This window comes from Serratia sp. SM04 (assembly GCF_040280225.1).
Taxonomy (GTDB): Bacteria; Pseudomonadota; Gammaproteobacteria; order Enterobacterales; family Enterobacteriaceae; genus Serratia; species Serratia sarumanii.
On record NZ_JBEOQT010000021.1, the window covers coordinates 1014399 to 1037475 of the forward strand.

General features: G+C 60.9%; 27 protein-coding genes. 7 read left to right on the plus strand and 20 right to left on the minus strand.

Annotated features, from left to right (window positions below):
* The first annotated feature begins 4 nt into the window (after positions 1-4).
* Together ABTW55_RS19270 and flgJ are read left to right on the plus strand one after the other, a co-directional pair.
* The gene (locus ABTW55_RS19270; RefSeq protein ID WP_004934816.1) at positions 5-1105 is read left to right on the plus strand and encodes a flagellar basal body P-ring protein FlgI; all 1101 of its coding nucleotides are present in this window, start codon (positions 5-7) and stop codon (positions 1103-1105) included.
* Entirely contained in the window at positions 1105-2049 is a 945-nt protein-coding gene (flgJ, locus tag ABTW55_RS19275) for a flagellar assembly peptidoglycan hydrolase FlgJ (protein WP_060421510.1), read from the plus strand. Before ABTW55_RS19270 ends, flgJ begins: the two co-directional genes overlap by 1 nt.
* Here the strand turns inward: flgJ and ABTW55_RS19280 are convergent.
* Entirely contained in the window at positions 2046-2264 is a 219-nt protein-coding gene (locus tag ABTW55_RS19280; protein WP_033653639.1) for a hypothetical protein, read from the minus strand. The two genes, flgJ and ABTW55_RS19280, sit on opposite strands and share 4 nt — an antisense overlap.
* Here ABTW55_RS19280 and flgK point away from each other — a divergent pair.
* Both flgK and flgL read left to right on the plus strand, forming a co-directional pair.
* Positions 2257-3906: a flagellar hook-associated protein FlgK gene (flgK, locus tag ABTW55_RS19285; RefSeq protein WP_060421507.1), complete on the plus strand. Its 1650-nt coding sequence runs from the start codon at positions 2257-2259 to the stop codon at positions 3904-3906. The genes ABTW55_RS19280 and flgK overlap by 8 nt on opposite strands.
* Before the next feature lie 59 nt (positions 3907-3965).
* A complete protein-coding gene (gene flgL, locus ABTW55_RS19290; RefSeq protein WP_041035613.1) occupies positions 3966-4925 on the plus strand; it encodes a flagellar hook-associated protein FlgL in 960 nt (319 codons plus the stop codon).
* A gap of 272 nt (positions 4926-5197) precedes the next feature.
* Here flgL and sra read toward each other — a convergent pair whose 3' ends face one another.
* The 14 genes from sra to fliF all read right to left on the minus strand — a co-directional run bounded on the left by sra (position 5198) and on the right by fliF (position 16452).
* Positions 5198-5332, minus strand: coding sequence for a stationary-phase-induced ribosome-associated protein (gene sra / locus ABTW55_RS19295; RefSeq protein WP_086556932.1), 135 nt, complete (start codon positions 5330-5332; stop codon positions 5198-5200).
* A gap of 361 nt (positions 5333-5693) precedes the next feature.
* The gene (fliR, locus tag ABTW55_RS19300) at positions 5694-6476 is read right to left on the minus strand and encodes a flagellar biosynthetic protein FliR (RefSeq protein WP_033647774.1); all 783 of its coding nucleotides are present in this window, start codon (positions 6474-6476) and stop codon (positions 5694-5696) included.
* A 2-nt stretch (positions 6477-6478) separates the two neighbouring features.
* Positions 6479-6748, minus strand: coding sequence for a flagellar biosynthesis protein FliQ (fliQ, locus tag ABTW55_RS19305; protein ID WP_004934803.1), 270 nt, complete (start codon positions 6746-6748; stop codon positions 6479-6481).
* 21 nt (positions 6749-6769) lie between these two features.
* Positions 6770-7531, minus strand: coding sequence for a flagellar type III secretion system pore protein FliP (gene fliP / locus ABTW55_RS19310; protein ID WP_025303257.1), 762 nt, complete (start codon positions 7529-7531; stop codon positions 6770-6772).
* On the minus strand, positions 7528-7932 hold the full coding sequence (fliO, locus tag ABTW55_RS19315; RefSeq protein ID WP_033647771.1) for a flagellar biosynthetic protein FliO: 405 nt from the start codon (positions 7930-7932) through the stop codon (positions 7528-7530). Before fliO ends, fliP begins: the two co-directional genes overlap by 4 nt.
* Positions 7932-8348, minus strand: a complete 417-nt coding sequence (gene fliN, locus ABTW55_RS19320; protein ID WP_004934799.1) for a flagellar motor switch protein FliN — start codon at positions 8346-8348, stop codon at positions 7932-7934. Before fliN ends, fliO begins: the two co-directional genes overlap by 1 nt.
* Entirely contained in the window at positions 8341-9345 is a 1005-nt protein-coding gene (gene fliM / locus ABTW55_RS19325) for a flagellar motor switch protein FliM (protein WP_033634981.1), read from the minus strand. The genes fliN and fliM overlap by 8 nt, the downstream gene beginning before the upstream one ends.
* Before the next feature lie 5 nt (positions 9346-9350).
* Positions 9351-9836: a flagellar basal body-associated protein FliL gene (fliL, locus tag ABTW55_RS19330; protein ID WP_033634980.1), complete on the minus strand. Its 486-nt coding sequence runs from the start codon at positions 9834-9836 to the stop codon at positions 9351-9353.
* A 165-nt stretch (positions 9837-10001) separates the two neighbouring features.
* Positions 10002-11234: a flagellar hook-length control protein FliK gene (locus ABTW55_RS19335; RefSeq protein ID WP_060421504.1), complete on the minus strand. Its 1233-nt coding sequence runs from the start codon at positions 11232-11234 to the stop codon at positions 10002-10004.
* Complete coding sequence (fliJ, locus tag ABTW55_RS19340; protein WP_047571550.1) at positions 11231-11677, minus strand: flagellar export protein FliJ; 447 nt, start codon at positions 11675-11677, stop codon at positions 11231-11233. The genes ABTW55_RS19335 and fliJ overlap by 4 nt, the downstream gene beginning before the upstream one ends.
* 21 nt (positions 11678-11698) lie before the next feature.
* Positions 11699-13060 carry a flagellar protein export ATPase FliI gene (gene fliI / locus ABTW55_RS19345; RefSeq protein WP_060421501.1) on the minus strand — a complete coding sequence of 454 codons (1362 nt, stop codon included), beginning with the start codon at positions 13058-13060 and terminating at the stop codon, positions 11699-11701.
* Positions 13060-13764, minus strand: a complete 705-nt coding sequence (gene fliH / locus ABTW55_RS19350) for a flagellar assembly protein FliH (protein WP_060421498.1) — start codon at positions 13762-13764, stop codon at positions 13060-13062. The genes fliI and fliH overlap by 1 nt, the downstream gene beginning before the upstream one ends.
* Positions 13757-14749 (minus strand): flagellar motor switch protein FliG, encoded by a 993-nt coding sequence (gene fliG, locus ABTW55_RS19355; RefSeq protein WP_033634975.1) that lies wholly within the window; start codon positions 14747-14749, stop codon positions 13757-13759. The genes fliH and fliG overlap by 8 nt, the downstream gene beginning before the upstream one ends.
* Positions 14746-16452, minus strand: coding sequence for a flagellar basal-body MS-ring/collar protein FliF (gene fliF / locus ABTW55_RS19360; protein ID WP_060425363.1), 1707 nt, complete (start codon positions 16450-16452; stop codon positions 14746-14748). The genes fliG and fliF overlap by 4 nt, the downstream gene beginning before the upstream one ends.
* A gap of 314 nt (positions 16453-16766) precedes the next feature.
* On the opposite strand from fliF, the gene fliE reads away from it, so the two are divergent.
* Together fliE and ABTW55_RS19370 are read left to right on the plus strand one after the other, a co-directional pair.
* Positions 16767-17081, plus strand: coding sequence for a flagellar hook-basal body complex protein FliE (gene fliE, locus ABTW55_RS19365; RefSeq protein ID WP_033638515.1), 315 nt, complete (start codon positions 16767-16769; stop codon positions 17079-17081).
* A gap of 80 nt (positions 17082-17161) precedes the next feature.
* Positions 17162-17362 carry a hypothetical protein gene (locus ABTW55_RS19370; RefSeq protein WP_039565525.1) on the plus strand — a complete coding sequence of 67 codons (201 nt, stop codon included), beginning with the start codon at positions 17162-17164 and terminating at the stop codon, positions 17360-17362.
* 180 nt (positions 17363-17542) lie between these two features.
* Here the strand turns inward: ABTW55_RS19370 and ABTW55_RS19375 are convergent, their stop codons facing one another.
* The gene (locus ABTW55_RS19375; protein WP_060421495.1) at positions 17543-18142 is read right to left on the minus strand and encodes an FMN-dependent NADH-azoreductase; all 600 of its coding nucleotides are present in this window, start codon (positions 18140-18142) and stop codon (positions 17543-17545) included.
* Between the two features lie 128 nt (positions 18143-18270).
* Here ABTW55_RS19375 and ABTW55_RS19380 point away from each other — a divergent pair, with 128 nt between their 5' ends.
* Positions 18271-19191: a LysR family transcriptional regulator gene (locus ABTW55_RS19380; protein WP_041035602.1), complete on the plus strand. Its 921-nt coding sequence runs from the start codon at positions 18271-18273 to the stop codon at positions 19189-19191.
* Between the two features lie 482 nt (positions 19192-19673).
* Here ABTW55_RS19380 and ABTW55_RS19385 read toward each other — a convergent pair whose 3' ends face one another.
* From ABTW55_RS19385 to fliD, 4 genes are all read right to left on the minus strand, one after another.
* A complete protein-coding gene (locus tag ABTW55_RS19385) occupies positions 19674-20534 on the minus strand; it encodes a helix-turn-helix transcriptional regulator (protein ID WP_041035600.1) in 861 nt (286 codons plus the stop codon).
* A gap of 308 nt (positions 20535-20842) precedes the next feature.
* Positions 20843-21211 (minus strand): flagella biosynthesis regulatory protein FliT, encoded by a 369-nt coding sequence (fliT, locus tag ABTW55_RS19390; RefSeq protein WP_004934765.1) that lies wholly within the window; start codon positions 21209-21211, stop codon positions 20843-20845.
* Positions 21211-21621 carry a flagellar export chaperone FliS gene (fliS, locus tag ABTW55_RS19395; protein ID WP_033634970.1) on the minus strand — a complete coding sequence of 137 codons (411 nt, stop codon included), beginning with the start codon at positions 21619-21621 and terminating at the stop codon, positions 21211-21213. Before fliS ends, fliT begins: the two co-directional genes overlap by 1 nt.
* 33 nt (positions 21622-21654) lie before the next feature.
* Positions 21655-23070: a flagellar filament capping protein FliD gene (gene fliD / locus ABTW55_RS19400; protein WP_033653648.1), complete on the minus strand. Its 1416-nt coding sequence runs from the start codon at positions 23068-23070 to the stop codon at positions 21655-21657.
* Between the last annotated feature and the right edge of the window lie 7 nt (positions 23071-23077).

Here is a 23077-nt window from a genome sequence, read left to right on the forward strand (position 1 = left end):
ACTGATGCTGAAAAAATGGTTTATCGCGCTGTGCGTCGGGCTGGTGTGCTTGCCGGCGGCGGCGGAGCGCATCCGCGATCTGGTGACGGTGCAGGGCGTGCGAGACAACGCCCTGATCGGCTACGGCCTGGTGGTGGGGCTGGACGGCTCCGGCGACCAGACCATGCAGACGCCGTTCACCACCCAAAGCCTGAGCAACATGCTGTCGCAGCTGGGCATCACCGTGCCGCCGGGCACCAACATGCAGCTGAAAAACGTGGCGGCGGTGATGGTGACCGCCAAACTGCCGCCGTTCTCGCGCGCCGGGCAGAACATCGACGTGGTGGTTTCTTCGATGGGCAACGCCAAGAGCCTGCGTGGCGGCACCCTGCTGATGACGCCGCTCAAAGGCGTAGATAACCAGGTTTATGCGCTGGCGCAGGGCAACGTGCTGGTCGGCGGCGCGGGCGCGGCGGCCGGCGGCAGCAGCGTGCAGGTCAACCAGCTGGCGGGCGGGCGCATCAGCAACGGCGCCACCATCGAGCGTGAGCTGCCGACCACTTTCGGCAGCGGCGGCGTTCTCAACCTGCAGCTGAACGACGAGGATTTCACGTTGGCGCAGCAGATCAGCGACGCCATCAACCGCCAACGCGGCGGCGGCACCGCGACGCCGCTCGACGCCCGCACGATCCAGGTGCTGGTGCCGCAGGGCAACAGCTCTCAGGTGCGCTTCCTGGCGGAGATTCAAAACATTACCGTCAACGTCGGCGCGATGGACGCCAAAGTGATCATCAACTCGCGCACCGGTTCGGTGGTGATGAACCGCGATGTGATCCTCGACTCTTGCGCCGTCGCTCAGGGTAATCTGTCGGTGGTGGTCGATCGGCAGAACACCGTCAGCCAGCCGACGACGCCGTTCGGCGGCGGCCAGACGGTGGTGACGCCAAACACCCAGATCTCGGTGCAACAGCAGGGCGGATCGCTGCAGAAAGTGAACGCCAGCGCCAACCTGAACAACGTGATCCGCGCGCTGAACGCGCTGGGCGCCACGCCGATCGACCTGATGTCGATCCTGCAGGCGATGCAGAGCGCCGGCTGCCTGCGCGCCAAGCTGGAAATCATCTGATGGCCGGCGATCTGATGGCGATGTCGGGCGCGGCCTATGACGCCCAGGCGCTGAACGGCCTCAAGCGCGACGCGGCGGCCGACCCGCAGGGCAACCTCAAGCAGGTGGCCCAGCAGGTGGAAGGCATGTTCGTGCAGATGATGCTGAAAAGCATGCGTTCCGCCTTGCCGCAGGACGGGGTATTGAGCAGCGATCAAACGCGGCTCTATACCTCGATGTACGACCAGCAAATCGCCCAGCAGATGTCGCAAAAAGGGCTGGGGCTGGCGGACATGATGGTCAAGCAGATGAGCAACGCCAACGCGGTGCCGAGCGAAACGGCGGGCCTGTCGCCGATGGCGCTGGATAACGAGGTGCTGCAAACGCTGCCGAACCAGGCGCTGGAGCAGATGGTGCGCCGCGCGATGCCGAAAGCTCCGCCGGCCGCCGCGCCGCTGTCGCTCAACAACGGCAACTTCGTCGCTCGCCTGTCGATACCGGCGAAGGTCGCCAGCCAGCAGAGCGGCATTCCGCATCAGCTGATCGTCGCGCAGGCGGCGCTGGAGTCCGGCTGGGGGCAGCGCGAGATCCCGACCTCAGACGGCACGCCGAGCTACAACCTGTTCGGCATCAAGGCCGGCGGCAGCTGGAACGGGCCGGTGACGGAGATCACCACCACCGAGTTCGAACAGGGCGCGGCGAAGAAGGTGAAGGCGAAGTTCCGCGTTTACGGTTCGTATGTCGAAGCGATCGCCGATTACGTCAAACTGCTGACCAACAACCCGCGCTACGCCGACGTGGCCGCCGCGCGCAGCCCGGAGCAGGCGGCGCATGCGTTGCAGCGCGCCGGATACGCCACCGACCCGCAGTACGCCAGCAAACTGGTCAGCGTGATCCAGCAGATGAAGAGCGCGGGGGAACAGGCGATCAAAGCCTATACCCACGATCTGAACGAGTTGTTCTAAATCCCCGTCATGCTTGTCGCCTTGCTGCGGCGCCAATTATTGAGGGGATAGGCGGTAATGAAGGCTGGCCGGAGGCTGACCGCATTGCCGCTTTTTTTCCTCAAGTTCTTCTCATTTTTGCCGATAACCGAGACAGGCTGAGCGAACAGGCTCAGCAGCTCAATTTGAACCCTGTGGGCCACCGGCGCCGCAGCATAAGGAATTCCGATGTCCAATAGCTTAATCAATACCGCGATGAGCGGGCTGAATGCGGCTCAGGTGGCGCTCAGTACCGTCAGCAACAACATCTCCAACTACAACGTGGCGGGCTACAACCGCCAGACCGCGATCCTGGCGCAGAACGGCGGCATGGCCACCATGAGCGGCTTTATCGGCAACGGCGTCACCGTCACCAGCGTCAACCGCGAGTACAACCAGTTCATCACCAACCAGCTGCGCGGCGCACAGAGTTCGTTCGGGGCGCAAAACGCCTATTACGAGAAGATTTCGCAGATCGACAACCTGTTGGCGAGCAAAACCAACCCGCTGTCGACCAACATGCAGGATTTCTTCACCAATCTGCAGAACCTGGTGAGCAACGCCGGTGACGACGCCGCGCGCCAGACGGTGCTGGGCAAGGCCAACGGCCTGGTGAACCAGTTCAACAACACCGACAAATTCCTGCGCGACATGGACAGCGGCGTCAATCAGCAGATCAGCGATACGGCGCAGCAGATCAACAGCTACAGCCAACAGATTGCCAAGCTGAACGACGAGATCACCCGCTTGCGCGGCAGCGCCGGCGGCGAGCCGAATGCGTTGCTGGATCAGCGCGATCAGCTGGTTACCGAGCTGAACCAGCTGGTGGGCGTACAGGTCACGCAGCAGGACGGCGACGCCTATACCGTCTCCTTCGCCAACGGTTTGACCCTGGTGCAGGGCAGCAACACCTATCAGGTGGAAGCCGTGCCTTCCAGCAGCGATCCTTCTCGTCTGACCATCGGCTATAACCGCGGCAATGGCGCCAGCGAAGTGCCGGAAGGCCAGATCACCAGCGGCACGCTGAGCGGCGTGCTGAAATTCCGCAGCGAGACGCTGGACGGCGTGCGCAATCAGCTGGGCCAGTTGGCGCTGGCGATGGCGGATAGCTTCAACCAGCAGCATCGCGCCGGTTTCGACCTGAACGGCGACGCGGGCGGCGACTTCTTCAGCTTCAGCGGCGGCCGGGTGGTGGATAACACCCGCAACACCGGCGATGCGTCGCTGTCGGTCGCTTACACCGACACCGGCAAGGTGAAGGCCAACGATTATCGCGTCGAGTTCGACGGCAGCAACTGGCAGGTCAGCCGCCTGCCCGACAACGTGAAAGTCAACGCCACGCAGGGCACCAGCGCCGACGGCAAACCGACGCTGAACTTCGACGGGCTGGAAGTGAGCATCGACGGCAATGCGCAGGCCAAAGACAGCTTCACCGTGAAGCCGGTCAGCGACGTGGCGGGCAATCTGAAAGTGGCCATCACCGATTCATCCAAGATTGCCGCCGCCGGTAAAGACGACAGCGGCCGCGGCGATAACGAAAACGCCAAGAAGCTGCTGGATCTGCAAACCAAAAACCTGGTGGACGGTAAGGCGACCCTGAGCGGCGCTTACGCCGGCATCGTCAGCGGCGTCGGCAACCAGACCGCTGCCGCCAAGGCCATCGCCACGTCGCAGGCCAAGATCGTGACGCAGCTGGGCGCGCAACAGCAGTCGATGTCCGGCGTCAACCTCGACGAAGAGTACGGTGAGCTGCTGCGTTTCCAGCAGTACTACATGGCCAACGCGCAGGTGATCCAGACCGCCAGCTCGCTGTTCGATGCGCTGCTGAATATTCGTTGATTTTATTGTTAACCGGCGCCGATAACGGCGCCGGCCGCTCAGAGTAAGGAACCCACAGCATGCGCATGAGCACCAGCATGATGTACCAACAGAACATGAACGGCATCACGGGCAACCAGTCGCTGTTCATGAAGGCCGCCGAGCAGCTTTCCTCGGGCAAGCGGGTGATCAACCCGTCCGACGATCCGCTGGCGGCGTCGCGCGCGGTGATGTTGTCGCAGTCGCAGGCGGAAAACAGCCAATACACGCTGGCGCGCACTTTCGCTCGCCAAAGCGTGTCGATGGAAGAAACGGTCTTGGCCGGCGCGACATCCACCATCGCGGACATGAAGGCGCTGATCGTCAGCGCCGGCGGCACCGAAAGCGATAACGACCGTCAGTCGCTGGCCACCCAGCTGCAGGGGCTGAAAGATCAGCTGCTGAACCAGGCCAATAGCACCGACGGCAACGGCCGCTATATGTTCGGCGGATACGTGAACGACAAGGCGCCGTTCGTCGACAACGGTGGCACCGTCAGCTATCAGGGCGGCGACAAGACGGTTCAGCAGAAAGTGGACGCCAACCGCACCATGACCATCGGCCATACCGGCAACGCGGTGTTCATGTCGTTGACCAGCAACCCGAAGCCTGAGCCGGACGGCAGCGCGCCGGTCAGCAACGTGTTCGAGAGCATCGATATCGCGCTGAACGCGCTGAAAACCCCGCTGCAGGGCGCCGATGAGGCCACCAGGCAGCAGGTGAACGATGCGCTGGCGAAAGCCAACCGCGGCCTGGACAACTCTTACAACAACGTGCTGAGCGTGCGCGCCGAGCTGGGTAGCCAGCTGCAGGAAATGGATCAGCTGGACAGCATCGGCAAAGAGCGCGACATGACCAACCAGGTCCAGATGAGCGCGTTGACGGATGCCGATCTGGCCGAGTCTATTTCGTCTTACTTTATGCAGCAGGCGGCGCTGCAGGCGTCGTATAAAACCTTCAGCGATATGCAGGGCATGTCGCTGTTCCAGATGAATCGTTAAGAGCAATACCCCGTTGCCTGACCGCGACGGGTTTCCCTTTAGTGCGCTTAGAAAATACCCTCTCCGCCCCGCGGGGAGGGAGGCTTCTTGAAACCGGGCGCACTCGTTTGGCGCGTCGCTTGTTCTCCCACTACTGACTGAGTGACGCGCCTTTTTTTCATCAAGAAAGAAATAATACGATTGTCACCCCTGTTTAATGCGCAACGGCATTATTGAAATCAGTGGCGGAAAAATCGTGATGGATATTATTTCCCTGACGATAAATAGTGGTGCTATTTCTTTTTCTTCACCACTTTCCATTTCCCGCCGTCGGCCGTCTCGGTAAAAGAAACTCTAAACTTGTTGCTTTTCCAGTGGGTCAAACCGAATAACCGGCGTGCCTTGCGGTTGCTTTTCGCCTTAATCATGATCTCGCTCCTGTGGTTAGCAAAGGTCGATGCTGCGCCCTGCAGCCGGCAGGCGCCGGACGCATTTATTCAGGGTGTCAGTTATCTGCCGCGCATTTAACAATGCGTGACTGAGTTGTTTTTATTTTTTACTCGAGATAAACGTATTTTATCGCCGCGGAAAATCAAGGAGGTGCAAGGCGATATTTTTTTTGTTACCGGGTCTATTCTAGGTCGGGGTTTTATTTATTCAAGCCGCCGGAGACATTTGAACCTTAATCCGGATAAAAGACGTTTCTCAGGCTTTTGTTCCAGGAAAGCGTTTTTATTGCCATTTTGTCTCAGAGGGAAGCGGGAGGGAAAGAAGGGGCGGAGCAGGGATTCAGAAGGTCATGCCGCCGATCACCGCCGCCAGCCGATCGAAGATTTCACCGAACAGATGTTCGCAGAACGGCGCCAGCATCGGCATCATCATGCCCAGCGTCATGATGCCGAAGGTCATGGTTACCGGGAAACCGATCACGAAGACCGACAGCTGCGGCGTCATGCGGTTGAGCAAGCCGAGCGCCATGTTCAGCGTCAACAGCAGGCAGATCAGCGGCAGCGCCAGCATCATGCCGTTGATGAAGATTAGCGAGCCGACCTGGGTCAGTACCAGGAAGCCGTTGCCGTTCAGCGGCTGCGTTTGGACAGGCAGGGTGTGGAAGCTGTCTGCCAGCAGCGAAATCAGCCACAGATGGCCGTCGAAGCTGAGGAACAGCAGCATCGCCAGCAGGTTGAGCAGGCGCGCCAGCACCGGCATGTTCGGGCCGCCGCTGGGATCGAAGAAGGTGGCGAACGACAGGCCCATCTGCATGCCGATCACTTCGCCCGCCAGGCGCACCGCCGCGAAGGCGAACTGCATGGTCAATCCCAGCGCCACGCCGATCAGAATCTGTTGAATCGCCAGCCACAGGCCGGCGGCGGAGAAGATCGGGATATTGCTGGCGGGCAGCGTCGGCGCGATCAGGATGACGATCAGCCCGCCAAGGCCGATTTTGACCTTTTTGCTGATTTGCTTTTCGCTGAATACCGGCGCGGTGCTTATCAGCGCCAGAATGCGCAGCAGCGGCCAAAAATAGTGGCTGAGCCAAACGGTGAGCTGCGCGCTGTCGAAGGTGAGCACGGTTAGCCGATCAGGGTGGGCAGGTTGCTGAACAGGGTGCGCATGTAGTCCAGCAGCAGGTTCAACATCCAAGGGCCGGCGATGATGATGGTGGCCACCACCGCCAGAATTTTGGGGATGAACGACAGCGTCATTTCGTTGATTTGGGTGGCGGCCTGCAGCAGGCTGACCACCAGGCCGCTGATCAGCGCCGCCAGCAGCAGCGGGGCGGCCAGCGCCAGCGCCACTTTCATCGCTTCGGTGCCGAGCGCCATAACCGATTCAGGTGTCATCTCGCGTTCTCCGGTCGGGGGTTACGAATAGAAACTCTGCGCCAGCGAGCCGAGCAGCAGCTGCCAGCCATCGACCAGCACGAACAGCATCAGCTTGAACGGCAGCGAGATGGTGGCCGGCGGCACCATCATCATCCCCAGCGCCATCAGCACGCTGGCGACCACCAGGTCGATAATCAGGAACGGAATGAACACCGTAAAGCCGATCTGGAAGGCGGTTTTCAGTTCGCTGGTGACGTAGGCGGGCAGCAGGATGCGCATCGGCACCGCCTCCGGGCCGGCCAGCGGTGGCTGATTGGCCAGCCTGGCGTACAGCGCCAGATCGGTTTCGCGCGTTTGGCGCAGCATGAATTCGCGCAGCGGCTGCGCGCCTTTATCCAGCGCGACCTCCAACCCGATCTTGTCCTGGCTGAACGGCAGGTAGGCATCCTGATAGACCTTGTCGAACACCGGCGACATGATGAAGAAAGTCAGGAACAGCGCCAGCCCCAGCATCACCTGGTTCGGCGGCGCCGACGGGGTGCCCAGCGCGTTGCGCAGCAGCCCGAGCACGATGATGATGCGGGTGAAGCTGGTCATCATCAGCAGCATGGCGGGCAGGAAGGTCAGCGAGGTCAACAGCACCAGCGTCTGCACCGGCAGCGACCAGCTTTGGCCGCCGTTGGCCAGCGGCTGGCTGATCAGCCCCGGCAGTTGCGCCAAAGCCGCCGGGCTGATGAACAGCAGGGCGGCAGGGAGCCAAACCGCCGGACGGCGGACGAGGGTATGAAGAGTTGAGGTCATGCCGATTTTTCCGGGCGTTTCAGAACTTTTTGCATCAGTTGGCGGAAGTCCGCCGGCGTCGCCGCGTCGGCCGCGCCCTCGTCTTTCGGCGGGGCAGGCAGGGTGTGCAGCGGGGTGATCTGCTGGGCGGTGACGCCCAATACCAGCAAGGTGTCGTCGACTTCCACCACCACCACGCGCTCGCGCTGCCCGACCTGGCAACTGGCGCGCAGGTTGAGTAGCTTGTTGTTGCGCGCCTGCGGGGCGAAGCCCAGCCGGCGGAACAGCCAACCGGCCAGCAGGATCAGCAGCAGAATGCCGCCGAGCGCGCTGCTGACCTGCATCAACACCGAACCGGCCGGCAAGGCCGGCGCGGCGGGTGGTTGGCTGCTTTGGACGGTAACGGGCGCCGCGACGGTCATCAGCGGCTCAGTCGACGCATGCGTTCGGACGGGGTGATGATGTCGGTGATGCGCACGCCGAACTTGTCGGCCACCACCACCACTTCACCTTGTGCGATCAGGTAACCGTTGATCAGGATGTCCAGCGGCTCGCCGGCCAGGCCGTCCAGCGCTACCACCGAGCCTTGCGACAGGCGCAGCAGCTCTTTGATGGTCATCTTGGTGCGCCCCAGTTCCACGGTCAGCTTGACCGGAATATCCAGGATCAGGTCGATATCCTGCAGGCTGCCGAGCGCATCCTGAGCTTCCAGCGACTTGAACACCCCTTCGGTGCTCGCGCCGGATTTCTCTGAGGACTGCTGCTCGTTAAACGCATCAGCCCACAGATCGTCTACGGATTCCTTTCCTTCGCCAGACGGTTGCTTAGGATCACTCATTGGGCTGTTCCTCACTCAGAGCATTCAAAATAGGGTTAATCAAATGTTCAACACGCAGGGCATATTGCCCGTTCAACGTGCCGTATTGGCTGGTCAGAACCGGTACGCCGTCCACATGGGCAATCAGGCGTTCCGGCTTGTCTATCGGTAATACATCGCCCGGCTGCAGCTTCAGGACTTTCGACAGCCGCATCGGGATATCGACGAAGTTGGCGATCAGTTCCAGTTCGGAGTGCTGCACCTGCTTCACCAGCGTTTCGCGCCAATGGCTGTCTTCCTGCCGCGAGTTTTCCAACGGCGGGTTGGTCAACAGCTCGCGCAGCGGCTCAATCATGGCGAACGGAATGCAGATGTTGAACTCGCCGGTCAGCGCGCCGATCTCCACCTGGAACGGCGTGGTGACCACGATATCGTTCGGCGAAGTGGTGATGTTGGTGAACTTCACCTGCATTTCGGCGCGTACGTACTCCACGTCGATCTTGTAGATGGCGCTCCAGGCGTCGCCGTAGGCGTCCAGCGCCAGGCGCAGCATGCGCTTGATCACCCGCTGTTCGGTCGGGGTGAACTCGCGGCCTTCGACCTTGGTCGGGAAGCGGCCGTCGCCGCCGAACAGGTTATCGACGGCGATGAACACCAGGCTCGGCGCGAACACGAACAGGGCGGTGCCGCGCAGCGGGTTCAGATGCACCAGGTTCAGGTTGGTCGGCACCGGCAGGTTGCGGGCGAACTCGTGATACGGCTGGATTTTGATCGGGCCGACGGTAATGTCCGGGCTGCGGCGCAGCAGGTTGAACAACCCCATGCGGAACTGCCGGGCAAAACGTTCGTTGATGATTTCCAGCGCGTGCAGACGCTCGCGCACCACGCGGCGCTGGGTGGTCGGATCGTAAGGCTTGACCTCGCTCTCTTTGCCGACTATCGCTTCGGGTTCATCACCCGCGCTGTCGCCGTTGAGCAAGGCGTCGATCTCTGCCTGTGAAAGAATGCTGTCGCCCATAGTGATTACCGCAGTATGAAGGCGGTGAACAGCACATCGCTGACCACCTGCTTCGGTTGTCCCTTAACCAGCGGCGGGCTGAGCACGTCCTTAATCTGCGCCACCAACCGTTGCTTCCCTTGTTCATTGGCCAGCTGGCTCGCTTCCTGACGGGAGAGCAGCATCAGCAGACGGCTGCGCACTTCCGGCAGAAAATCGTTCAGCTGACGGCGGGTACTTTCGTCCGGCAGACGCAGCGTGAGGCCGATGTACAGCACGCGATCCGGGTTGTTGTCCGGCGTCACCAGGTTGACGGTAAAGGTGTCGAGCGGCATGAACACCGGCGCGGCCGGCGGTTGCTGTTTGGCGGCGGCCGGTTCGGCGCCGTTTTTATGCTGTTGCAGCAGCCACCAGCTGTAGCCCGCGGCGCCACAGGCGACGACGCTGATCAACACCAGCAGGATGACCAGAAGGGAGCGTTTCGGTGCTGCGGGAAGGGTGTTCTGAGACATAGCCAAATCTAATTCCTGTTGTTCCACCCGCGGCCGGCGAGGCGGCGGGCATAGCGCGCGGCAAAGCCGCACGCATGACATGTAAAGGTATTATCGCGTCTATTGCGGCGTGCAATAGCCTGAATAGACGCGGAAATGGGTGCCAGCTTGGGCGTTTGCGGCGGCTCAGGCGAAAATATCGACGCCGTTGACCGCACTGGCCATGCGCTGCAGCGCCACCGGTGCGCTGACGCCCTCGGCGGCCGCAGTGTCACCGCCATGATGTTCCGCATAGCTGGCACGCCCCTGGCCGTTGGAAGCCTGCTGCTGCGCCTGTTGCTGCCATTGCGGCGTGGACTCGCCGCCCACGCTGCTTTGCCCCAGGTTGATGCCGCTCTCCGCCAGCGCGTGACGCAGCTGCGGCATCGCCGCTTCCACCGCCGCACGCACCTGGCCGTGAGCGGAGGCGATGTGCAGCTGCGCCTGCTGATCGTCCAGCTTCAGCGTGATCTGCAGGGCGCCCAACTCCTGCGGGTGCAGGCGCAGCTCGGCGCTCTGCTGGCCGTTGCGGTGGAACATCAGCACCTGTTGGCTCAACGCCTGCTGCCACTCCGGGCTGCCCAGCTGCGCGTTGAGCTGCGGCGCAGGCGGCGCGGTCACCAGTGCGCTGGCCGGGGCGGCGGTTTGCGTCGGGCTGGCGGCGGCCAGGGCGACGGCGTGATTGAGCGGCGGCGGCTGTGGCGTATCGCCCGCCTGTAGCGGTTGTGCGGTGCTTGCGCGTTCGCCGTTGGTCGGTTGCGGGAGCACCGCCGTGGCAATATCGCCGTCGGCGGCAGGCGTTTTCGCGCCCGTCGGCGACGGAGCAGGGGATGCCGATGAATGTGTGGCGGTTTTATCACCGGCCGCCGCGATGTTCAGCTGGCCGTTGCCGGGCTGCAGCGCAGTTGCTTCGTCAGCGCTATCCACCGGCAGCGAGCGTTGGCCTTCGGCTGGCTGAGTCTGGGCGACGATCGCGGCCGGCAGCATGGCGTACAGCGCCTGCAGCGTAGCGGCATCCAGCTCTTTGGCGGCGGCGATCGGCGGCTGCGCCGGTTTGTCGCCGGCGGCGGGCGCCTCGCCCTCGGCGCCCTCAGGCGAAAGCGCGTTGGCTGCGGTTGTCGGGTTCTGCAGCAGGCCGCCGCGCTCGCCGAAGGTGGCCAGCAGCTGATTGAGCTGGTTGCGGCTCAGGGCCGGGGCGCGTTCATCGTCCGTGCTCAGCGCGACCGGCGGCTGTTTGCCGTCGGCGGCGGGTGCGAAACGGGCGCCGAGCAGCTGGGCGAAAGCGGACGACAGCTGGCTTTCATCCAGCGCCGAGGTCAGTTCGGCCAGGCCGCCGGCGTCGCCGGGTAAGGCCAGGCCGGGCAGGGCGTTCAGATTCATGGGTTGATATTCCTTTGTGCACTGCGTTGAGCGAACTCATCCATCAGTTTTTGATCCCGTTTGTTCTCCTGCTGCTGCTCCGCCGTTATGGCGCGGGTATGCAGGGTCTCGAAAGCGTTCAACCGCTGTTGTTTGTCTTGCCATTGCTTCACTGCATGATCCACTTTCTGCCCCCACTGCAGCAGCTGCTGGCGGTGCTGGTCGATGGCCTGTTCCAGCGTGCCGATAAACTGCTGGTAGTTTTGCCAGCGTGAGCTGTCCATGCCGTCGCAGAGCGTATGATTCAGCTTCTGGCGGTATTCGTCCTGATAGTTGAGCAGCATCGACAGCTGTTGCTCCGCCGCCTGCTGCGCCTGCCGTACCTGGCCCAGCTGTTGCGCGGCCTGTTCCACCGCATCCTGCGCCAGATCGCGCAGGGTAATCAGGGGTGACTGTGATTTCATCGCTGTGCGCCTCTGGTGACGTTAAACAATCAACTGCTGCAGCTGTTGACAGGCTTCATCGTAGCCGCTGCGTTCAAAGATGCCCTGTTGCAGGTAGGCTTCCATCTGCGGATACAGCGTCATCGCTTTGTCCAGCAACGGATCGCTGCCCGCCGCGTAGGCGCCGACGCTGATCAGATCGCGGTTGCGCTGATAGCTGGCCAGCATCTGTTTGAAGGTGCGCACCCGGCGGTAATGCTCTTCGTCGATCAGCGACGTCATGGCGCGGCTGATTGACGCTTCGATGTCGATCGCCGGGTAGTGGCCGGCCTCCGCCAGGCGCCGGGACAGCACCACGTGGCCATCGAGGATGGCGCGCGCCGAGTCGGCGATCGGGTCTTGCTGATCGTCCCCTTCGGTCAACACGGTGTAGAAGGCGGTGATGGAACCGCCGCCGCTGATGCCGTTGCCCGCGCGTTCCACCAGCGCGGGCAGCTTGGCGAAGACCGAAGGCGGGTAGCCTTTGGTCGCCGGCGGCTCGCCGATGGCCAGGGCGATCTCACGCTGCGCCATGGCGTAGCGGGTAAGGGAGTCCATGATCAGCAACACATGCTGCCCGCGATCGCGGAAATCCTCGGCGATGCGGGTGGCGTAGGCCGCCCCCTGCATGCGCAGCAGCGGCGAGACGTCCGCCGGCGCGGCGATCACCACCGATCGCGCTCGGCCTTCGGCGCCGAGAATGTTCTCGATAAAGTCTTTGACCTCGCGGCCACGCTCGCCGATCAGGCCAACGACGATCACATCCGCCTGGGTATAACGGGCCATCATGCCGAGCAGCACGCTCTTGCCGACGCCGGAGCCGGCGAACAGGCCCATGCGCTGGCCGCGGCCGACGGTCAGCAGGCCGTTGATGGTGCGCACCCCCACGTCCAGCACCTGCTCGATCGGCGTGCGTTGCAAGGGGTTGAACGGCGCGGTGATCAGCGGCGCGCGGTAACCGGTGTCCGGTGAAGGCAGGCCGTCGAGCGGTTTGGCGCTGCCGTCCAGCACCCGCCCCAACAGGGCCGGGCCGAGCGGCAGCTGTTTGCCGGCGCTTTGGCCTTCCGGCGCGATGCGGGCGTAAACCCGCGCGCCCGGCACGATGCCTTCCACCTCTTCCAGCGGCATCAGGAACAGCCGCTGGCCGTTGAAGCCGACCACTTCGCTTTCCACTTCCTGCACCTCACCGGCGTCGTGCCGTTCGATAAGGCAGGTCGCGCCGAGCGGCAGCTGCAGGCCGGTGGCTTCCAACACCAATCCGGTGGCGCGGGTCAGGCGGCCGTAGCGGCGCACCATCGGCGCGCGCGCGATGCGTTTTTCCAGCGTATCCAGAGAGCTCAGCCAGCGGCCGAGACGCGCGGTCATCAGACTTCTCCCGGTGCCGCCAGGCGGCACAATTCATGCCAGCGCGTCGCCAGGCTGGCGTCGAGATCGCCTTCCTCGGCGCTGATTTTGCAGCCGCCCGGATGCAGTTCGCCGTCCGCCAACAGGCGCCAGCCGTGCAGGCTGAGGGTGACCCCCAACTGCTGCTCGACGCGCGAGTAGTCGTCCGGGTGCACCCGCAGCTGCGGCTTGCCGTTGAACATCGGTTCCTGCTGGATCAGCTGTTGGATCTGCGCCAGCAGGGCGGTGCCGTCGCACACCGGCGGCTGGCCCAGCACCTGCTTGGCGGCGGTCAGCGCCAGCTGCATCAGCCGCGAAGCGATCACGCTGTCGAGCGCGTCCAGCGTGTGCTGGAATTCGGTGACCAGCTGCTGCCAGTGGGCGGTCAGCGGCTGTTGCTGCTGTTGCGCTTCCAGCAGCCCTTGCTGGCGGCCTTCCTCCAGTCCGGACTGAAAACCGGCCTCATAGCCTTTTTGCTGGCCGTCGGCATAGCCCAACTGCTGGCCCTGTTGCTCCGCCTGCAGGCGCAGCGTCGCCAACTGCTGTTGCAATTCGGCCTGTGCGTCCGGCGACGGATCGTCAAGTTCGAGATCCGGCAACTGCGGCAGTTCGATCGCCGGTTTCTGTTCGCCCAGATCGTTGAGCGACCAGGGCTGCCAGGGCAGGGTGTTAATGCGATCAGACATAGGTGTCCTCGCCGCCGCCGATGATCATTTCGCCGCTTTCCGCCAAGCGTCTCACCACCAGCAGGATGGCTTTCTGCTCGTTCTCCACCTGCGACATGCGCACCGGCCCACGGTTGGCCAGATCGTCGCGCAGGATGTCGGCGGCGCGTTGCGACATGTTCTTGAGGAACTTCTCGCGCAGCGGCTGCTCGGCGCCTTTCAAGGCGATCAGCAGCGACTCGCCTTCCACTTCCTGTAGCAGGCGTTGGATACTGCGATCGTCGACTTCCACCAGGTTTTCGAACAGGAACATCTCGTCGATGATCTTCTGCGCCAGCTCGCCGTCGTATTCGCGCATCGCGTCGATGACCGCTTCTTCCTGCTGGGTTTTCATCAGGTTGATGATCTCGGCGGCGGTGCGCACCCCGCCCATTTTGCTGCGCTTGAGGTTCTGGCCGTCGAGCAGGTTGTTCAGCACTTCGGTCAGCTCCGCCAGCGCCGCCGGCTGCACGCCGCCGAAGGTGGCGATACGCAGCATGACGTCGTTGCGCAGGCGTTCGTCGAACAGGGCCAGGATATCCGCCGCCTGGCCGCGTTTGAGGTGCACCAGGATAGTGGCGATGATCTGCGGGTGTTCGTCGCGGATCAGATCGGCGGCGCTCTGCGGCTCCATAAAGTTGAGCGTTTCCATGCCGGTGGTGGTCTCGCGCGATTCGAGAATGTCTTCCAGCAGGCTGGCGGCACGCTCTTCGCCCAGCGCCTTGACCAGCACCGAACGCAGGTAGTCGCTGGCGTTGACGCTCAGCGCCGCGTATTGCTCGGCGTCGTCTTCGAACTCGGTCAGTATTTCGCCGAGCTGTTTGTGTGAAACCTGGCTCATGCCGGCCATGGTGCCGCTCAGCAGCTGTACTTCGCGCGAGGAGAGGTGTTTGAACACCTCCGCCGCGCGATCTTCACCCAGCGTCATCAGCAGGATGGCGCTTTTGTCGGTTCCGGTCAGGCTCATATCTCGTTACTCATCCATTGGCGGATTACCAGAGCGACCACGCGTGGGTCTTTGTCAGCCAGATCGCGGATCCGCTGGCTCTGGACTTCTGCGCTGACGCGCTGCTGCGATTTACGACGCTGCGCCAGCTCCTCGTTGCTCGGTTTGCTGCTGTCGACCGCTTTGGCGGCAGGGGCGTTGGCGGCGGCGACGGCGGCCTGTTGCGCCGCCTGGCGCTGTTGCAGCTGCGGCCGCACCAGTTTGCGCCACAGCAGCCAGGCCACCAGCAGCACCAGCAGATAGCGGCCCGCATCGATCAGGCGATCGATAAACGACTGGCTTTGCCAGAACGGCAGTTCGCCACCGGTCACCTGAGTGTCGGTAAACGGCGTGTTGACCACGTTCAGGGTGTCGCCACGGCTGCTGGAGTAGCCCATCGCTTCACGCACCAGCGCTTCGATCTGCGCCAGCTGCTCTTTGCTCATCGGCTGCGGTTTGCCGTCTTTATCGGTGCCCAGATAGTTGACCACCACGGCGACCGACAGACGCTGCACGGTGCCGGCTTTTTGCTGGGTGTGACGAATGGTGCGGTCGAGCTCGTAGTTGGTGGTCGCGTCGCGACGGGTATTTTGCGGCACGCCGTTGACCGCCGTGCTGCGGGTGGTCGCGGCGTTTTGCGCTGTGGCGTTGGCGTTGGCATTGTTGCCTGAGGCGGTGGCCGGCTTGGCGGTCTCAATCGGCGCGGTGGCCGGCGCGCTCGGCTGATTGGACAGCGCGCCCGGCACGCCGCCCACCTGTGGCCCGCCGATCTGCTCGCTCAGGCTGGTTTGCTGAGAGCGGATAGCGGCTTTGTCCGGCTGCTGGTTCGGCTGGTACTGTTCATCGGTTTGTTCGCGAGTGGCGAAGTCGATCTGTGCCGTGACCTGCGCACGCACGTTGGCGCTGCCGACCACCGGGGCGAGGATCGCTTCGATGCGGCGCTGGAAGCCGTTTTCGACTTCGTTGGCGTATTTCAGCTGCGAGGCGTTGAGATCGCGCCCGGTGCCGTCGGACTGCGTCAGCAGGCGCCCGGCCTGATCGACCACGGTCACGTTGCCCGGCGGCAGGCCGGCGACGCTGCTCGACACCATATAAACGATGGCGTTGATCTGGCCGTCGTCCAACGCACGGCCGGGTTGCAGGGTCAGCGTCACCGACGCGGAAGGGGATTTCTGTTCGCGCACGAACAGCGAAGGTTTAGGCAGCGCCAGGTGAACGCGGGCGTTTTGCACCGGCCCCAGCGATTCGATAGTGCGCGACAGCTCGCCCTCAAGGGCGCGCTGATAGTTGATCTGTTCGCTGAATTGGCTGATGCCGAATTTTTCCTGATCCAGCAGTTCGAAGCCGACGGCGCCGCCCTTCGGCAGCCCTTGCTGCGCGAGGCGCAGGCGGGTTTCATGCACCTTTTCCGCCGGGATCAGCAGCGCTGCGCCATTCTCGGCGAAGCGGTAAGGGATATTCATCTGCGTCAGCTGGGTGACGATGGCGCCACCGTCGCGGTCGTTCAGATTGCTGTACAGCACGCGGTAGTCAGGGCTTTTCACCCACAACAGCAGCGCGACAACGATGGCGATCGCGGCGGAGGCGGCGACCAGCAACGGAATTTTCGGGTTGGCGCGCAGACGATTCCAGATGGCCTGCAGGCCGTTGTCGCGGCTTTCGCCGGCGGTTATCGAAGCACTCATTTTAGGTCTCGTCCTTCAATGGCGCTCACGATCCCGTATGGGCCGCTGAGCAGCTCCCTGCCAGGCTGATGAACGGTATGGTTAGCGTTGTGTGACAAAACAGACTCCCTGATACACATATCTTCTAAATAGCGGCGCTCCCATTTCTGGGCAGGCCATTATTCGCCTTATCAGACGATTCCGATTGCCCGATAAGCCGGGTTTTTTGCAGTTAATTAGCCGCTTTAGGTCTGAAAACGCTGTGCTAGGGTGTGCATCATTGGAGAAGTGCAGGGTGAAACGTCACCCGGCGAGACGAGATGATTGAGGACCAGATGGCGATTCAGGGCATTGAAGGGGTGCTGCAGCAGATGCAGACCATGGCGGTTCAGGCCGGCAAGATGGGGCAGAATACGGCGCCGCAGGGCGTCAGCTTCGCCAGCGAACTGACTGCGGCGCTCGGCAAGATCAGCGAGACCCAGCAAACGGCGCGCAAGCAGGCGCAGGATTTCGAACTGGGCGTGCCGGGCATCAGCCTGAACGATGTGATGGTCGATCTGCAGAAATCATCGGTCTCGCTGCAGCTGGGCGTGCAGGTGCGCAACAAGCTGGTCGCGGCCTACCAGGACATCATGAATATGCCGGTGTGATGAACGTGCCGGTCATTTTGCAGTGACATTGGGGTCGGCGCTGTTACCCTATAGCGACGGTTAATTATCAGGATAGGATGATGTGCAAATCGCTGTATCTTGCTGTGGGCATTATGGCGCTGTCCGGATGCGCCGGGCAAAACGATGACTATTCATCGGCCCAAAAAAACGCGGCTCATCAGGAAGCCGGCAAGGAATGGAAAGCGTTTGTTGCGCCGCTGTCCGTCAAAACGCAGTCGCCCGGCGAGCGAGAAATGAAACGCGCTGCCCGCCACGATTGAACCCGCGGCTCCGGTAGCATTTCATTATCGCAGGCAAAAAAAACCAGCTATCGGAATAGCTGGCTCAAAGTGCGATAAAACTTTATGTGATGTAGGAGCGTCGACACCTCATCGAGGTGGCGTCGACGTGGTCATCATATTTGTTATGTTATAACAAATCAATGCTACCGTGCGTTTGCTTCAGCCCACCAAGGCCAAGATCCGCTGGTGGGCATTCGCCAGCCCCTGAGTGAGGCCGTGCGGTTTCATATCCAGCCCTTCGGCATAGATAAATTGCACCTCGCCGATCCCCATCAGCCCCAGCACCGAGCGCAGGTAGGGCGTCACGGCGTCGGTCGGCTGGCCGGCGTGTACGCCGCCGCGTGAACTGAACACCACTGCATTGACGCCTTCCACCAGCCCGACCGGGTAGGTGGCGGTATAGTTGAACGTCAGCCGGGCGCGGGCCACCAGATCGAACCAGTTTTTCAGCTGGGTGGGGACGTTGAGGTTGTACATCGGCGCGCCGATCAGCAGCAGATCGCTCCCTTTCAGTTCGGCGATCAACCGATCGGAAAGCGCCACCGCCGCTTTGGCGCGTGGGCTGATATTATCTGCGCCGCGCAGCGCATTGAACAGCTCGCCGTCCAATACCGGCAGATCCAACGCCGTCAGATCGTGTTCGACGATCTGATCTTCATATCCTTTGGCCCGACGTTCCGCCAGATAGCGGTCAATCAGGTTGTTGGTCTGCGAGTCGTTTCCCATAATGCTGGATTTGAGCACCAGTATTTTTTTCATGCTGTTGTCCTCAGACGGTAATTGGCGGTTTCACCGGGCACTCCGGAATGACTGCAGGTTATCATTGCTCGATCTTCACCAGTGGTGATAGGTTTTCACTTCATTGATTCCAATTTGGAAGCATTAAGATGAAAAGCGATCTCAGCGCGCTGCCGGCCTTTGTCGCCGTGGCGGAAGGCGGCAGTTTTGCCGCCGCCGCAGAAAAACTGCATCTGACACGTTCTGCGGTCAGCAAAATTGTGTCGCGGCTCGAGGCGCGGCTTGGCGTGATGTTGTTTATGCGCACCACCCGCAGCCTGAGCCTGACGGATGAAGGGGCGCTGTACTATGAGCACTGTCGGCAGGCGTTGGCGAACGTTCAGGCGGCGGAAAACCAGCTGGACAGCGGCAAGATGCAGGTCAGCGGCCGGCTCAGGATCTCGATGCCGGTGTTGTTCGGCCATCTGTGTATTGCGCCTTTGATGACGGCGCTGGCGAATGAGCATCCGTTACTGTCGTTGGAAATTTCGTTCAGCGACCGCAGGATCGATCTGATCGACGAGGGGTTCGATCTGGCGGTTCGCATCGGCGAACTGGCGGACAGCGGCAGTCTGGTTGCCCGACGCCTGGGCGAACACGGCATGCTGCTGTGCGCTTCGCCCGACTACGTGCAGCGCTGCGGCGCACCGACTTCGGTGGAGGCATTAAGCCGGCATCAGGCGGTGGGGTATCTGCACGCCGGCGCCGTGTTGCCCTGGCAACTTCGCGGTGAAAACGGCGAGCTGCGGCCGTTCAGGCCACCGGCCAAGATGATGATGGATGACATGCAGGGGATCGTCGATGCCGTTTCCGCCGGCGCCGGTATTGCCTGGCTGCCGGAGTGGCTGGTACGCGATCGGCTGATGGCCGGGACGCTGGTGGAGATCATGCGCGGTGAGTCCAGCCTCAGTTTTCCGGTGAATGCAGTGTGGCCCTATATGCCTTACCAACCGCTCAAAGTGCGGCTGGCGGTGGACAAACTGGTGGCGGAGCTGCCGGGAAAATTGGCGCTTGCTGCGCCGCTCCGGTAATGGCCGGCGCGACAGCCGACAGGAAATGGGCGTTAATGTACCGAATAGAGGGACGAAAACGGCGCTGTCAGGCTTATTGGGTGCGCAGCCAGCCGTTTATTATGGCCCGATTAGTAGGGTTATTATTCGAGGCAGGTCAATGAGCACTAAAAGCGAATCCAGATGGCGTCTGATCAGTATTTTAATGCTGACGGTACTCGTCGTGTTAATTGGCGTTCTGGTTAAACTGGACTGAAGTCTGGCCAGGCGATAAAAAGCCTGGCCGTTTTATTGTGCGGTAAGCAAACGCACCCTCTGTTCTTCATACGGCAATACCAACAGCCACAGCACCAACAAACGTGATTGGCAGAGAAAAAATAATCGCTTTTCATTACGCATCATTTAATTCGCTCTTCGGCGGATCGACGTTGCGTTGCATGTCGCAGCATTGTGACAATCGTTAGGGACCTGTGCCAAATAAAACCATTTTGTTACGCGTCTATTTAGGTTTCTCCGGTGGCCATCGTTTCGACTCCCTGGGAGGTTGGCTCCATAATCCTTTGGTGACCGCGAATGGCGGTCGGGGCGAAACCGAAGCGTTTGCGAAAACGTTCGGCGAAACGTGATGCGCTTTCATAGCCGACATGTTGCGCGATGGCGGAAATCGGCCAGTCGGTCGACTGCAGCAGGGCCAGTGCGCTACTCATGCGCACGTCGATCATCAGGTTGCGCAACGCGGTATTTTCCATCGACAGTTTGCGGCGCAACATCACTTCGCTCATCGACAGGCTTTCCGCCACTTTCGCCGCCGTCCAAATGCTGTGCGGGTCGGTCGCCAGGCAGCGGCGCACGCGCTGCGTCAGGTCTTTGGCTTCGTTGTGGATGAAGCGAATGCCGAATTGGGCCAGCCACAGCAGAATTTCCAGCATCTTGTGCCGCACGATGATGGTGGGAAAGCGCTGCCGGAGCGCCAGCGCCAGGCTGGTGGTCTCGAAACTGTGCTTCAGGGCGCAGGGGAGGCTGCGCAGCGCCAGGACGGCATCAAACGGCATCGGCGCCGGCGAGTCCTCGGCCGGAGGCTGAACGGTGAGCAGCAGTGGGTCGCAGGTCAGCAACTGGCAACTGAAAACGCCTTCTTCGGATGGGCCGTTAATAATATCCACCGTTTGCCCCCCGTCGATTATCAACAGCTCGCCGGCATGGGCCACCACCTCGCGTTGTTGCCAGCGTACGCGCTTATGGCCCTGTTGTATCAGATACAGATGTGGTTGCTCAAAATAGACTGAAGGGAATAATAATTCAGTATGCTGAATGATGTGCGCTGAGGCGCCAATTCCTGGACAGAGATTAATTGTACGTTCCATCGATATTCATTTCGCAGCCATTATCTGAGAATATCTTTACGCTTTGATCCGCGTCGGAGCAACATTTTTCCATGGGCCGTGAAACACAGCGGCGTGTTTTATCTATCAAAAATCAATTTCCTGCTGAACAGAAAACGTCCGTGTCGGGATAATGTTTATCCATTAAAGTGAGAGCCAGGCTCGAAGCGCGCATTTTACCAATTACCCATAAACTGAATAATTCAAATGCCATAGATTAATATCCTAACGTAACCCGAGAGTAATAGCGCATAGTGCTATTTAATCCATTTTCGTCAGTATTGTCGATCTTATCGGACCTGTGGCTCCCCCAGCAACAGCGCACGGTCATGAAACTGGCCGTAGGTATTGTTGACCACGTTCTGGCGCGTGGACTGTTCGATCAGCATTTTCAGCTCATCCATGCGCTGCTGTAACAGACGTTTGAGCTCGGTTTCGTTGTCGAGGATCTGTTGCAGCTTATTGCGCAGCATCTCCTGCAACGCCATGGAAGGGCCGGCTTGCCCGGTAAAGGCGGCGGTTTTTTCCACCGCCGTCACGTAAGCGAATTCGAGCTCGACGAGCTCCTCCCAGCGCCCGGTTTGCGCCAGCGCGATCATCTGGCTGCTCAGGCTGTAAATTTGTTGATAAGCGGCTAACAGCTGCTGTTGACGTTCCATTACACGGCGTCCTGCGAAGGTTGGTAGTTGGGGCCGATCTGGCGCCAGGCATCGGCGATGTTTTCCAGCAGTTTGACCACTTCGGCGATCGCCGCTTCGTCGTTGTTCAGGTTGGCCTGCATCAGGCGCCGTTTCATATAGTCGTACAACGCCGCCAGGTTTTCGGCGATTTCGCCGCCCTGTTGAGGGTCCAGGCCGCCTTTCAAGCCGTTGTCGATGATGTTGATGGCTTTGGACAGCGCCATGCCTTTGCCGGCGATATCGCCCTGGTTCATCAGGATGCGTGCGCGAAGCAGGGCGCTGAGCGCCCCGTCGAACAACATCACGATTAACTGGTGCGGGCTGGCGCTCATGGCGCCGCTTTCCAGACTGACCTGTGCATAGGCCTGAGTGCCGCTTCTGTTATACATGTTGTTTCTTTTACCTGTTACCTGGTTAAGGGATCACTTTGTCGAGAATTGCTGTTGTAAATAGTTACCCGTGCTGCTCAATTTGGACATCATGGTATCCAACTGAACGAACTGCTGCTTATAGCGGTCGATGGTGTTCTGAATGCTGGCCGTGACCGTGGTGATCTGAATGTTCAGGCGATCGAGGTTGGTGTTGATGCTCTTGGTCGAGTTCTCGATGATGCCGCCGGATTTGACGTAGTTCTGGATCTCGTTGTGGATTTCGGTGGCCATGCCGGTGTCTTTACCGTTGCCGGCGAAGAAGTTGGCAACCTGATCCGGTTTTTCGTCGATGGCTTTGTTCAGCTTGGTGCTGTCGATTTCCAGCTTACCGGTTTTGACGTTGGTGGTGATGCCGAGGTTGCCCAGGCCTTTCAACTCCGGGTTGTCCTGTGCCGAACTGAGGGCGCTCTTGATCGAAGACTGGATGCCGCGCAGGGTGTTGTCGCCCAGTAGCGCGCCGTTTTTGGCATTCTGCGCTTCACCGCTTTTGACCGGCGTGTATTTGGTCAGCGAATTGAAGGTGTCCAGCAGCGAGTTGTAGTTATCTACCCACTCTTTAATCTTGTCGGCGCTGCCGCTCTTGTCGATGCCGATCACCAGGTTTTGCGGTTCGCCGGGCTTGGTGGTGGTTTTCAGATCGAGCGTTACGCCCTGCAGAGCATCGGCGATCGAGTTGGTGCTGCGCTTGATTTTCGTGCCGTTGACGACGATTTCCGCATCCTGGCCGGGCACGGTTTGCTTCATCGCGGTGCTGCCATCTTTAGGCGGATTTTTAGGATCGTAGTTGAGGATGGCGCCGAGCTTGTCGTCGTTATTGACCTGCACCGCAATGGTGTTTTTTTCGCCTGGCGTGGTGGAGCTTAATGCCAGTTGATAGTCATTGTCGCCGACGCGCATGATGCTGGCGGTGACGCCGGATTTCGATTTATTGATGGCGTCGCGCATCTCGACCAGTGAGGTCTGATCGTCGCCGAGCGGGATCTTGGTCTCTTTCGGCGGGTTGCCTGCCGTAATAGAGATGGAACGATCGCTGCTGCCCGGCGTGCCCAGTTTGGCCTGCTGGTCGGCAATCGGCGTCTGAGTGGTCAGCGTTTGCGGCTGCGCGAGCTTCAACACCTCGATCGAGTAGTTGCCCGGCACCGATTTGTCGGTGGTGGTCACGGTAAACTGATCGTGCTTGGTGGCGGTAGTGTTGTTGAAGAACTCTGGCTTGGCCAGGTCTTTGCTCAGATTGTCAAACTTCTCCAGCGAGCTTTTCAGCGTACCGTAAGCGGTCAACTGGGCGTTATAGCTGGTCTGCTGGGTGGTGTACGGCGTCAGACGCTGTTGTTCCGCTTTGGTCAGCTTGTCCAGCAAACCGTTAAGGTCGAGTCCTGAGCCGATGCCTAATGAACTGATCGATGCCATTCGTGCT